The following is an 11,822-nucleotide window of genomic DNA, read 5'->3' as shown; positions in this document are numbered from 1 at the left end:
TCGGTCGATGTCGCGACCGAATCGGCCGCGGCACGAGGCTGATTCGAGCGCGGCGATACGCATAGGCAGCAACCCCCCATGGCGGGCGAGAGCCCGCAGCACCTGAGGCATAGGAGGCAACGGTGACCACACACCTCGGCGGCGACGATTTCACGCTGCTCCCCGACCTGGCAGTTCGATCGCTCGGTGGTTCGGTGATCTGGGCGAACGACGAGTTCTTCGCGGAGAAGGAGAACCTGGTCAACCCGGGTCCGTCGGAGTACCAGCCCGCCACGTTCGGGCACAAGGGGCAGGTCTACGACGGCTGGGAGACCCGGCGGCACCGGGGCAGGCCCGGCGACGACAGCGCCATCGTGCGGCTCGGCGTGCCGGGCGTGATCCGCGGCGTCGTGGTCGACACCGCCTGGTTCAAGGGTAATTACCCGCCCGAGGTGTCGCTCTCGGCACTGGCGATCGAGGGCTATCCGCCCGCCGAGGAGATCGCCGCCCGCACCGACTGGGTCACCCTGCTCGACCGGGTCAAGGTCGGTGGCGACAGCCGCAACCCCTTCGCCGTCGTCGACGAGAATCGCTGGACCCACGTGAAACTCACCATGCACCCGGACGGCGGCGTCGCCCGGCTGCGCGTGCACGGTGAGGGCAGGCCGGACCCGGCGCTGCTCGGCCTCGGTCCGCTCGACCTGGCCGCGCTGGAGAACGGCGCGCTGGTCCTGGACTGCTCCAACCGCTTCTACAGCTCACCGAATCAGCTGCTCTACCCCGGCCTGGCCAGGGTCATGGGCGACGGCTGGGAAACCGCCCGCCGCCGCGACGACGGAAACGACTGGGTGCGCATCAGATTGGCGGGCCCCGGCGCGATCCGGCTCGCCGAGATCGACACCTCCTGCTTCCTCGGCAACAGCCCCGGTGCCGCCGCGCTCACCGGCTTCACCAACGACGGCACCCAGGTCGAACTGCTGCCGCACACCGACCTGCTGCCCGATACCAGGCACCGCTTCGCGCTCGCCCCGGCCGCCGCCTCGGTGGAAGAGGTGCGCCTCGACATCTATCCCGACGGCGGGCTCGCGCGGCTGCGGCTCTTCGGGGAGCTGGGCGCATGAGTGATATCCGGGACTTCGTCGGCTACGGGCCGAATCCGCCGGACCCGCAGTGGCCCGACGGCGCGCGGGTGGCCGTGCAGTTCGTGCTGAATTACGAAGAGGGCGGAGAGAACAACGTCCTCGACGGGTCACCGCACTCGGAGACGTTCCTCTCCGAGATGACCCCGGCCGAGGCGTTCCCGAACCGGCACATGAGCATGGAATCGCTCTACGAGTACGGTTCCCGCGCCGGGCTGTGGCGGGTGCTGCGCGCCTTCGAGCGGCGCGGGCTGCCGCTCACCGTCTTCGCGGTGGCGCGGGCCATGCAGCGCAATCCCGAAGCGGTGGCGGCCTTTCGGGAGCTCGGCCACGAGATCGCCTGTCACGGGCTGCAATGGAAGTCCTACCAGCTCATCGATCGCGATATCGAGCGTGCCGACATGGCCGAGGCGGTGCGCGTGCTCACCGAGCTGACCGGCGCGGCACCGCTGGGCTGGTACACCGGGCGCGATTCGCCGAGCACCAGGGAACTGGTGGTCGAGCACGGCGGTTTCGTCTACGACTCCGACTCCTACGCCGACGATCTGCCGTACTGGACCGAGGTGCGCGGCCAGAACCACCTGGTCGTCCCGTACACCCTCGACACCAACGACATGCGCTACGCCTCCCCGGCCGGCTTCGCCAACGGCGACGAGTTCTTCGCGCATCTGCGCGACGCGTTCGATGTGCTGTATCGCGAAGGGGCCGAGGGCAGTCCGAAGATGCTGTCGATCGGATTGCACTGCCGACTGGCGGGCCGCCCCGCCCGGACGGCGGCGCTGGAGCGGTTCCTCGATCACGTGCAAGCGCATGACGGGGTCTGGGTCGCCCGGCGGATCGATATCGCCGAACACTGGCGCAAGGTCCACCCGCCGATGGTGTGAGAAGTCCGGCCGCGCTCTCGAATTCGGGGGCGCGGCCGGTCTTTTGTCGCGAACTCGGGGCGTGCCGTTTCTATTGCGCTGTGGCGGCTCTCGGGCGCAGGTGCCGGGCAAGGATGTCGAGGGCGTTGAGCACCTCGGCGGTCGCGGCCGGGTCGTCGGTGGGGAGCGCCGCGGTGACGGCGGCGTCGATGGTAGAGGCGCGGATCTGGGCGACCCGGGCGGAGATTCGCGCGGCCGGGCGGATGACGGTGCGGCGGCGGTCGCGCGGATCGGTGTCGGTGGTGATCGAGCCCGCTTCCTCGAGCCGGGCGACGGCCGTGGACACCGCGCTCTGCGGGAGTCCGGTGCGGCGCGCGATCTCGCCAACGGTGCTGTCCGGATGGGCGACGATATCGCTGGTCACGACGAGTACCGGCCGGTGCCCGCCGCCGAGTCCCTCGGTCGGCAGGGCCTCCTCGCCGATCTTCATCAGCGTCCGGCCGAGCAGGAACAGTTCGACTCCATCCATGCCGCCAAGGTACATCACAGTTGATGCATCACTATTGATGAATCAAATTTGATGAATTACGGTGGACGGCATGAGCATGATTCACGCCGACACCCTGCTGGTTCCGGACGCCGAGCTGTACTACGAGGTGCGCGGTCGCGGGCCGACACTGCTGATCTCGCAGAGCGGGGAGGGGGACGCGCGGCGCAGCGAGGCGCTGGTGCGGGAGCTGGAAGCGGACTTCACCGTCATCACCTACGACCGGCGCGGGCTCTCGCGCAGCCGGATCCACGGCGCGCCGGGCGGATCGATCGCCACCCACGCCGACGACGCGCACCGGCTGCTGGCCGCGCTCACCGACGCGCCGGTGGCGATGCTCGGGTGCAGCATGGGCGCGTCGATCGGGCTGCACCTGGCGGTCACCCACCCGGGACAGCTGAGCGCACTGATCGCCCACGAGCCGGTGAGTCCGTGGCTGCTCGCCGCGACCGAGCGCGCGCATCACCTCGCGGAGCTGGCCGAATGTCAGGAGGTCTTCCGCGCGCAGGGCTGGCGAGCGGCACTGGCGCCGATGGTGCGCACGCTCGGCATCGATCCGGCGAACCAGGAAGTCGAGCCGGGCGTGCGGTTGGCGCCGATCGACGCCGACCGCGCGCGCAACTTCGAGTACTTCCTAGCGCACGACTTCACCGCCGTGCGAGCCGACCGGGTCGACGTCGCCGCGCTCCGGGACTCACCGGTACGCATCGTGCCCGCGACCGGGCGCACCACCGGCCACCACGTGTTCGACCACAAATGCGCACGCGAACTGGCCGACCTGCGCGCCACGCCGCTGGTCGAATTCCCCGGCGGCCACAATGGCAACCTCACCCACCCGGCCGCGTATGCCGCCGTTGTGCGCGCGGTGCTGGCCTAGGCCCGGCCCTGACCGGTGGGGCCGGGGCTCGTGCTCAGGCGAAGAGGGCGCGGACGAACGGGAGGGAGTCGACGAGGGAGGCGTTGACCGTGCCGTCGTGGTCGGTGGGGTAGGTGCGGACGGTGACCGGCTGCCGGTTCGCGGTGAGGACCGCGGCGAAGCGCAGGGTCTCGGGGGTGACGACATCGGTGTCGCGCAGGCCCTGGCCGAGGAATACGGGCCGGTCGTAGCCGGACTCGGGCAGGCCCATGTAGCGCGAGAGCAGGCCGTGTACATCGGGGATCGATGACATCGGTCGGGCGAACAGGCTGCCGAGGCTGGGCTTCGCGGCGGCGAGTTCGTCGCCGAGCGGGCCGATGCAGCCGGTCTCGGCGCGCGCGACCCACGCGCGGCCGGACTCGGTGAGCAGGCCGTCGATGCCGAGCTCCGGGAACGTGGTGCGCAGGCCGTTGAGGATGTAGAGCACGTACGCCGACAGGTGCGCGCTGAGCGCCATCGGCGGCATGCCGGGGCCGAGCAGCTGGATGACGTCCTCGATGTAGGCGGGCACGCCGGTGCCGACCGCGCCGCGATAGTCGAGGGCGGGGCCGCCGAACTCGGTGGCGTAGCGGGCGGTGAACACCGCGGCGCCGCCGCCCTGGGACTGGCCGACCACGGCCCACTTGTTCGACAGCGCCGGGTACTGCGCGGTGGCCGCGTGCACCGCGTCGACCACGTTGTGCGCCTCCACCACGCCGTTCAGGTACGGATGCGCTCCCGGACCACCCAGGCCCGCGTAATCGGCCGCCACGACCGCGTACCCCTGGTTCAGCCAGGTGCCGAGGTAGGCCCAGTCGCGCTCGACCGCGGCGGGTCCGGCCACGCTGTACGCGCAGTCGTCCCCGAGGCCGACGGTGCCGTGCGCCCACGCGATCACCGGCCACCCACCCGCAGGCGCCGCGCCAGCCGGGAGGTACACGGCCGCGCTGGTGGTGGTCGGCTGGTCGCCCGCCGTCGTCGACCGGTAGATCAGCCGCTCGGCCCGCGCCGCGCCGGGCAGCGTCGCCGCGGCGGACAGCGTCTCGACGCCGACGACACTCCCGGCCCGCTGTCCTGGCTGCGCGCCCGCCGCCGTCGGCACCAGACTCACCGCGGCCGTCGCCGCGACCACCGCCAGCGCGACCTTCGACGTCGCCGCGATCCTCGAAATCCTCATGGGGTCACCCTCTCGTCTTCGCGGACGAGTGTCCAGGACGCCGTCGGCTGCCCCTACTTCCGGGGTGGGGCGATATTCAGTGACGACACGCACACCATTCCTGCCCGGCGTGGTGTGTGAAACAGGTCACAGGGTGCGAGAGTTGGGCGTGTCGGGCAGTGCCCGGGCGGACGGCGCTAACAGTACGGGCGTTATGCTAAAACTCCTGGTCAGCGCTACCGGTCGGTAGGATGGGTGCTTGCAATTAGCCCGCAAATTTCGCAAAGTTAGCAAACGCGGCGGCAAACCTAGCTGAGATTCACATAAGCAACAGGTAGACGGCTATTTCCTGGTGTGCCATCGTGTGGAAGTACACCCCTCAGGCCCTAGCTAGTCCTAGCAAGCCTGCAAATTGCTTCAGCAGTACGAGTCGCGCAACCGAAAGCGTTAAGCCGCCGGTTGTTTCACGGCTGGACCGTAGGAGCACCGACCACACCGAGGAAGTGGAGTCAGAGATGTCGACTGTCGGCACCCCGAAGACCGCTGCGGAGATCCAGAACGACTGGGACACCAACCCCCGTTGGAAGGGCATCACCCGCAACTACACCGCCGAGCAGGTCGTCGCCCTGCAGGGCAACGTCGTCGAGGAGCACACCCTCGCCCGTCGTGGTGCCGAGATCCTGTGGGACCTCGTCAACAACGAGGACTACATCAACTCCCTCGGTGCCCTCACCGGTAACCAGGCCGTGCAGCAGGTCCGCGCCGGCCTGAAGGCCATCTACCTGTCGGGTTGGCAGGTCGCCGGTGACGCGAACCTGTCCGGCCACACCTACCCCGACCAGTCGCTGTACCCGGCGAACTCGGTCCCGTCGGTGGTCCGTCGCATCAACAACGCGCTGCTGCGCGCCGACGAGATCTCCAAGGTCGAGGGTGACAACTCGGTCGCCAACTGGCTGGCCCCGATCGTGGCCGACGCCGAGGCCGGCTTCGGTGGCGCGCTGAACGCCTACGAGCTGCAGAAGGCGATGATCGCCGCTGGTGCCGCCGGTGTCCACTGGGAGGACCAGCTGGCGTCGGAGAAGAAGTGCGGCCACCTCGGTGGCAAGGTGCTGATCCCCACCCAGCAGCACATCCGCACCCTGACCTCCGCGCGCCTGGCCGCCGACGTCGCCGGCGTGCCGTCGGTGATCATCGCCCGCACCGACGCCGAGGCCGCCACCCTGCTCACCACCGACGTGGACGAGCGCGACCGTGAGTTCCTGGACGGCACCCGTACCGCCGAGGGCTTCTTCGGTGTGAAGAACGGCATCGAGCCCTGCATCGCGCGTGCCAAGGCCTACGCCCCGTACTCCGACCTCATCTGGATGGAGACCGGCGTGCCGGACCTCGAGGTCGCGCGCAAGTTCGCCGAGGCCGTCCGCAGCGAGTTCCCGGACCAGCTGCTGGCCTACAACTGCTCGCCTTCGTTCAACTGGAAGGCGCACCTGGACGACGCGACCATCGCGAAGTTCCAGCGTGAGCTCGGCGCGATGGGCTTCAAGTTCCAGTTCATCACCCTGGCCGGCTTCCACTCGCTGAACTACGGCATGTTCGACCTGGCGTACGGCTACGCCCGCGACGGCATGACCTCGTTCGTCGACCTGCAGGAGCGCGAGTTCAAGGCTGCCGCCGAGCGTGGCTTCACCGCCGTGAAGCACCAGCGTGAGGTCGGTGCCGGCTACTTCGACACCATCGCCACCACCGTGGACCCGAACACCTCGACGGCTGCCCTGAAGGGCTCCACCGAAGAGGGTCAGTTCCACTGATCCGCCGGGGTTGCTTTGACTAGCAACACCATTCCTCTACCTCGGTAGGGGTGTACGCCCTCCCACGCCGAACAGCCCCGGCGTGGGAGGGCATCCCTATAACTTGGTCGTCATGACCACCCCAGCCACCCCAGAGCCAGACACACAGCAGGAGCGGGACGTGAGCAGCGAGAAGATTCAGCGCGTCGGCATCATCGGCGCCGGACAAATGGGCGCGGGCATCGCGGAAGTGTGCGCACGCGCGCACGTCGACGTCCTCGTCTACGAGACCAGTCGCGAACTCGCCGCTGCGGGCCGCGCTCGGATCCTGCGCTCGCTGGACCGTGGCGTGAGCAGCGGCAAGATCACCGAGCGCGAGCGGGAGCAGGCGGCCTGGCGGCTGCGCTTCACCTCCGATCTCGGCGACTTCGCCGACCGTCAGCTGGTCGTGGAAGCCGTTGTCGAGAACGAAGAGGTCAAGACGGCCATCTTCAGCGAGCTGGACAAGGTCGTCACCGACCCCGACGCCGTGCTCGCCTCCAACACCTCCTCCATCCCGATCATGAAGATCGCGGTCGCCACGGCGAACCCCGAGCGCGTGGTCGGCCTGCACTTCTTCAACCCGGTGCCGGTGCTGCCGCTGGTCGAGCTGGTCACCACCCTCAAGACCAGCGAGCCGGTCGCCAAGCGCGCCGAGCAGTTCGCCGCCGACATCCTGGGCAAGCAGGTCGTCCGCTCGGCCGACCGCTCCGGCTTCGTCGTCAACGCGCTGCTGGTGCCGTACCTGCTCTCGGCCATCCGGATGGTCGAGTCGGGCTTCGCCACCAAGGAAGACGTCGACAAGGCCATGGTGCTCGGCTGTGCCCACCCGATGGGCCCGCTGGCGCTGACCGACCTGGTCGGCCTGGACACCGTGAAGTCGATCGCGGACTCGATGTACGCCGAGTTCAAGGAGCCGCTGTACTCGGCTCCGCCGCTGCTGATGCGGATGGTCGAGGCGGGCCTGCTGGGCAAGAAGACCGGCGCCGGCTTCTACCAGTACGGCAAGTAGGGGTTTGCTCCCCGGAGGCCACCGTCATCACCAACGACCCGATGACGGTGGCCTTCGGCCATTTCGGGGGTGTTTGCAGGGGGAACAGCGAAGGGTCGCGCTCGCGGCCTAAGCTGCTGTAGCCGGACGCGCCAGCGCGGCCCGGCGATATGTCGAGCGCAGCAATGCGCGGGGACCGGCGAGCGTCCGGGTGACCGCGCAGGTGATCGAAAGGGAGTATCCCGGTCATGGTCAACGTCACCGATGGATTCGGGTCGAGCGTTCTCGGATACCCGAGGATCGGTCCGCACCGCGAGCTCAAGCGTGCGCTCGAGGCGTACTGGCGCGGATCGCTGGAGCGCGAGGAACTGCTCGCGGTAGGCCGTGACATCCAGGAGCGCCAGTTCAACGAGCTGGCCGCGACCGGGCTGACCCAGGTCCCCGGCAACACCTTCTCCTTCTACGACCACATCCTGGACAACGCGCTGCTGTTCGGCGCCGTGCCGTCGCGGTTCAAGGAGCACCAGGAGGGCATGCACCCCCTGGACTTCTACTTCCTGATGGCCCGCGGCAACCCGGACCTGCCGCCGCTGGAGCTGGTGCGTTTCTTCGGCACCAACTACCACTACCGCCAGCCCGAACTCGACGCCGACACCACGTTCTCGCTGCACCCCGAGGCCCTGCTCGACGAGTGGGACCGGGCGATCGCGCGCGGGATCGAGCTGCGCCCGGTCGTGCTCGGCCCGGTGTCGCTGCTGCTGCTGTCGAAGGCCGGTCACGTGCCGGGCGAGACCGAGTTCGACTCGCTGAGCCTGCTCGACAAGCTGCTGCCGTTCTACGAGGAACTGTTCGAGATCCTCGCCAAGCGCGGCTCGACCTGCGTGCAGCTCGACGAACCCTGCTTCACCGGCGAGCGTTCGGCCGCCGAGCTGGCCGCCTTCGACAAGGCCTACCAGCGGCTGGCCAAGGCCCCGCTGCGCCCGCGCATCCTGGTCACCGGCCAGTACGGCGATTTCGGTGAGGCGCTGCGCATCCTGGCGGCGAGCAATGTCGAGGCGATCGGCCTGGACCTGGCGTCCTACCGGATGACGCCGGAGGAGCTGGCCGCGATCCCGGGGATCAAGCGCAAGCGGCTGTACGCCGGTGTCATCGGCGGCACCAATGTCTGGCGTGCCGATCGTTTCGTCACGTTGAACTACCTGAACTCGATCGCCGAGGTCTGCCCCGACCTGGTCGTGTCGACCGGAACGACGCTGCTGCACGTGCCCTACGACGTGCTCGCCGAGTACGACATCGACGGCAATGTCGCCGACCGGCTCGCCTTCGCCAAGCAGAAGGTGGGCGAGGTGGTCTCGCTGGCCAAGGCGCTCACCGAGGGCCCGTCGGACAACTGGCGCAAGCGCCCGACCGAGGTGCACTTCAAGCAGAAGCACGCCGTGCGTCAGCGCGTGTACGCGGTGACCCCGGAGATGCGCGAGCGCGAGCCCTACATCGAGCGCCGCGCCGCCCAGCAGGAACGGCTGAACCTGCCGGTGGTGCCCGCGACCACGCTCGGCTCGTTCCCGCAGAGCGGCAAGCTGCGCCAAGCCCGCCACGAGGTGGCCCAGGGCAGGCTGTCCGAGCAGGACTACCGCAAGCAGGTCGAGGCCGAGATCGAGGCGACGATCCGGCTCCAGGAGGACATCGGCCTCGACGTGTTCGTGCACGGTGAGCACGAGCGCAACGACATGATCCAGTTCTTCGCCGAGCAGCTCGACGGCTTCGCCACCACCCGCTTCGGCTGGGTGCAGGTGTACGGCTCGCGCTGCGTGCGCCCGCCGATCGTCTACGGCGACGTGTCGCGGCCCGCGCCGATGTCGGTCGACTGGACCACCTACGCCCAGTCGCTGACCGACAAGCCGGTCAAGGGCATGGTCACCGGCCCGGTGACGATGCTGGCCCGCTCGTTCGTGCGCCAGGACCAGCCGCTCTACGAGACGGCCGACCAGGTGGCCCTGGCCATCCGCGACGAGGTGGTGGACCTGGAGAAGGCGGGCATCGCGATCATCCAGGTCGACGAGCCCGCCATCCGCGAGCTGCTGCCGCCGCGTCCGCAGGGCCGCGAGGAGTACCTGCGCTGGGCGGTCGCCGCCTTCAAGCTGGCCACCTCCGGCGTGCGGGCCGACACCCAGATCCACACCCACATCGGCTACTCCGGCCGCACCGAGGTGGTCGACGCGATCGAGCAGCTCGACGCCGACGTCACCGCGATCGTGGCCACCCGCTCGATCGAATGGGTGATGCAGGCCCTCACCGAGGACGCCGCGACCGGCCACGGCCTCAGCCACGGCGTCGGCCCTGGCGTCTACGAGAGCCGCTCGGCCCGCATCCCCGATATCGACGAGCTCGACGAACTGCTCACCCAGGCCGCCGAAGCGGTGACCCCGCAACGGCTCTGGGCCAACCCCGACGGCGGCCTGAAGACCCGCCACTACTGGCAGCTCGAGCCCTCGCTGCGCAACATGGTCGCCGCCGCCCGCCGCGTGCGCCGCCGCACCCTGGCCGCCGAAGGGGAATCCGCCGCGGCTGCGGAGTAACCGCGAACTGTCAACGGGCGCACCGGGTTTCCGGTGCGCCCGTTCGTTGTGTGCGACTTGTTCAGCTTTCCAAAGCCGAATTGATCCCTGCGGTGAAGGTCGCTAAAGCGCCGACTATTTCTGGTTCACGGTAGCCGGTACGGTAGCGAGCTTCCAACGGGCCCAATTTTGCCCATACGACATCGAGAAGGCGTGGCCACAGCGCACTGACCTGCCGGGGAACGTCTCGAACCGCCTCCTCGCCTGCCGCCAGTGGCAGGTCCGGCCTGGGCGGCTGTGCGGGGAAGGTTCCGGTGCCCTCGACGATCGCGATTCTTACCCGTGACGTCGGATCGAGATCCCTGGGTACTGAGCGCACGACATCTAATAGAAACTTCTCGATTTCAGATGTCCAACCTGGCTCGGACATTAGAGGTTTGCGGAAGTTGGGAATCTCTTTTGTGAGCTGGTAGATGATCTCGAAGGTCGGTGCATCAATGGTGAAATTGGAGCCGGATTGCATTTTATCGATATCCTTGTTTCTATTTGAGATCATCGAATGCATCTTTGCCATCTGTCGGCGTGAATACAGTTCCGGCGGGTGGGTCCTCGATTATCAGCGCACCCCTTTCGTTATCCCAGTATGCAGTCCGGCCATTTCTGAGATATCTCTGCTCGGTTGCTATTTCGCCATCGAGAACTTTGCGCACGTACTCGGCCAACCCTGTTGCTGAAACGCCGGAGACGTAGTGTGTCCCATCTCCTTGTTGCGCGCGCCCATTCGCATGTTCGGCAATTTTTCTTGCGGCGTCCTGTGTGACGGGGTCATCCCCGCCGAGGGTGCCGTCATCGGGGGAGTTTATCACAATCTCCAACCCGACTATGGTCAGTAGGTCGCCGTTTAGTAGCTCGGCCGTGGAGAAGCTGAGGGTGCTGAGGGTGGTGAGGAATGTGTTGGCGGGCCCGGCTATGGCCCAGGCGGCGTCGTTGAGGAAGTCGATGTCTATCTCGATTTTGTTTTCGTTGGGCGACTGCTGCTTGCTCGGCGCCTTTTCCTTCGCTGGTTGCTCTTTGACGTCTACCGCCGAACGCCCGATTGATATCGCGGTGACGGTAACCACCGCCGCGAACTGAGTATTGATATCCGAACGCATTTTCGTCAAGGCTGTGTTGTGGGCTTCAACTGCGTTGGCGATGTCTTGGGAGGCGGTGCGGATCTCGCGGAGTTTCTCGGCGAGCTTGCGAAGATTGGCCGTATGGTTCGGGATGTCTTCTGGGACTTTGGTGCCGAAGCCTTGTTCCAGTCCGGAGGAAACGGTTAGAAGTCGTGCCACGCCATATTCAAGAGGGTCTGAATTGGCGAAGGTCTTCCACATTGTTGCTGCGCGTGCGAGCTTGTCGGTATCTCCGTCCGGAACTTGGCCCCCGGTGACGAGGGTTGTGACCTTGTCCTGCAGCTCCGTCCAGTCTGTCTGAAGTCCGTTGGTGTAGGCTCCTGATGACGCGATACCGACTACTGTTCCCGCGCCGTAGGGGAGTTCGGTCGGGATGCCGGTTGGCGCTGACGGTGGGGCACCTTTGTTGGGGTCGCGGTTGGCTGTGTGTTCTGCGGACTTCCAGTTGTAACTGGACGCGGTCAGTATGTCTCCGTAGTGTTGCAGCGCTCGCGCGAAGTTGGTCGCAACCATTGTCAACGCGGCAGCACGGTCGTCGTAGGATTTCGACCACGCCTTGACCGCTTCGTAGCCGCCGGCCATCGCATTTGTTTCCAAGAGTACGGTTTGCGGCGTTGCGTAGACGGTTTGGAATTTCTTCGATAAGTCGTAGCACGCCGTGGCCGCGCTTTCGTAGGACTGCGGCGAAATTGCCCCCAT

At 67.3% G+C, this 11,822-nt stretch carries 10 protein-coding genes; 6 read left to right on the top strand and 4 right to left on the bottom strand.

Features of this window, described 5'->3' with window-relative positions; all coding sequences use genetic code 11:
* The first annotated feature begins 122 nt into the window (after positions 1-122).
* Both alc and puuE read left to right on the top strand, forming a co-directional pair.
* Positions 123-1,100 (top strand): allantoicase, encoded by a 978-nt coding sequence (gene alc / locus AB0L91_RS09325; protein ID WP_365008565.1) that lies wholly within the window; start codon positions 123-125, stop codon positions 1,098-1,100.
* Positions 1,097-2,002, top strand: coding sequence for an allantoinase PuuE (gene puuE / locus AB0L91_RS09320; protein WP_357342454.1), 906 nt, complete (start codon positions 1,097-1,099; stop codon positions 2,000-2,002). The genes alc and puuE overlap by 4 nt, the downstream gene beginning before the upstream one ends.
* Positions 2,003-2,072: 70 nt before the next feature.
* Here the strand turns inward: puuE and AB0L91_RS09315 are convergent, their stop codons facing one another.
* The gene (locus tag AB0L91_RS09315) at positions 2,073-2,510 is read right to left on the bottom strand and encodes a helix-turn-helix domain-containing protein (protein WP_365008562.1); all 438 of its coding nucleotides are present in this window, start codon (positions 2,508-2,510) and stop codon (positions 2,073-2,075) included.
* Between the two features lie 70 nt (positions 2,511-2,580).
* Between AB0L91_RS09315 and AB0L91_RS09310 the strand changes: the two genes are divergently transcribed.
* On the top strand, positions 2,581-3,405 hold the full coding sequence (locus tag AB0L91_RS09310; RefSeq protein WP_365008559.1) for an alpha/beta fold hydrolase: 825 nt from the start codon (positions 2,581-2,583) through the stop codon (positions 3,403-3,405).
* Positions 3,406-3,439: 34 nt separating this feature from the next.
* Here the strand turns inward: AB0L91_RS09310 and AB0L91_RS09305 are convergent, their stop codons facing one another.
* Positions 3,440-4,600 carry a lipase family protein gene (locus AB0L91_RS09305; RefSeq protein ID WP_365008556.1) on the bottom strand — a complete coding sequence of 387 codons (1,161 nt, stop codon included), beginning with the start codon at positions 4,598-4,600 and terminating at the stop codon, positions 3,440-3,442.
* 494 nt (positions 4,601-5,094) lie between these two features.
* Here AB0L91_RS09305 and aceA point away from each other — a divergent pair, with 494 nt between their 5' ends.
* The 3 genes from aceA (at position 5,095) to metE (ending at position 9,969) form a co-directional block, all read left to right on the top strand.
* Complete coding sequence (gene aceA / locus AB0L91_RS09300; RefSeq protein WP_355274148.1) at positions 5,095-6,384, top strand: isocitrate lyase; 1,290 nt, start codon at positions 5,095-5,097, stop codon at positions 6,382-6,384.
* Positions 6,385-6,544: 160 nt separating this feature from the next.
* On the top strand, positions 6,545-7,414 hold the full coding sequence (locus tag AB0L91_RS09295; protein WP_218722035.1) for a 3-hydroxybutyryl-CoA dehydrogenase: 870 nt from the start codon (positions 6,545-6,547) through the stop codon (positions 7,412-7,414).
* A 227-nt stretch (positions 7,415-7,641) separates the two neighbouring features.
* Positions 7,642-9,969, top strand: a complete 2,328-nt coding sequence (metE, locus tag AB0L91_RS09290) for a 5-methyltetrahydropteroyltriglutamate--homocysteine S-methyltransferase (protein WP_365008554.1) — start codon at positions 7,642-7,644, stop codon at positions 9,967-9,969.
* A 61-nt stretch (positions 9,970-10,030) separates the two neighbouring features.
* On the opposite strand, the gene AB0L91_RS09285 is transcribed toward metE, so the two are convergent.
* Positions 10,031-10,513, bottom strand: a complete 483-nt coding sequence (locus AB0L91_RS09285; protein ID WP_365008551.1) for a hypothetical protein — start codon at positions 10,511-10,513, stop codon at positions 10,031-10,033.
* On the bottom strand, positions 10,491-11,822 hold the full coding sequence (locus AB0L91_RS09280) for a hypothetical protein (RefSeq protein ID WP_365008549.1): 1,332 nt from the start codon (positions 11,820-11,822) through the stop codon (positions 10,491-10,493). Before AB0L91_RS09280 ends, AB0L91_RS09285 begins: the two co-directional genes overlap by 23 nt.

Source organism: Nocardia sp. NPDC051833, assembly GCF_040681225.1.
In the GTDB taxonomy this organism is placed as follows: Bacteria; Actinomycetota; Actinomycetes; order Mycobacteriales; family Mycobacteriaceae; genus Nocardia.
This window is presented reverse-complemented; position numbering and strand designations above follow the sequence as displayed.

Bases quoted from the DNA above. Each gene is read 5' to 3' on its own strand.
- metE (WP_365008554.1), top strand. From the start codon at position 7,642: ATGGTCAACGTCACCGATGGATTCGGGTCGAGCGTTCTCGGATACCCG.
- AB0L91_RS09310 (WP_365008559.1), top strand. From the start codon at position 2,581: ATGAGCATGATTCACGCCGACACCCTGCTGGTTCCGGACGCCGAGCTG.
- aceA (WP_355274148.1), top strand. From the start codon at position 5,095: ATGTCGACTGTCGGCACCCCGAAGACCGCTGCGGAGATCCAGAACGAC.
- AB0L91_RS09305 (WP_365008556.1), bottom strand. From the start codon at position 4,600: ATGAGGATTTCGAGGATCGCGGCGACGTCGAAGGTCGCGCTGGCGGTG.
- puuE (WP_357342454.1), top strand. From the start codon at position 1,097: ATGAGTGATATCCGGGACTTCGTCGGCTACGGGCCGAATCCGCCGGAC.
- AB0L91_RS09315 (WP_365008562.1), bottom strand. From the start codon at position 2,510: ATGGATGGAGTCGAACTGTTCCTGCTCGGCCGGACGCTGATGAAGATC.
- AB0L91_RS09285 (WP_365008551.1), bottom strand. From the start codon at position 10,513: ATGCATTCGATGATCTCAAATAGAAACAAGGATATCGATAAAATGCAA.
- AB0L91_RS09280 (WP_365008549.1), bottom strand. From the start codon at position 11,822: ATGGGGGCAATTTCGCCGCAGTCCTACGAAAGCGCGGCCACGGCGTGC.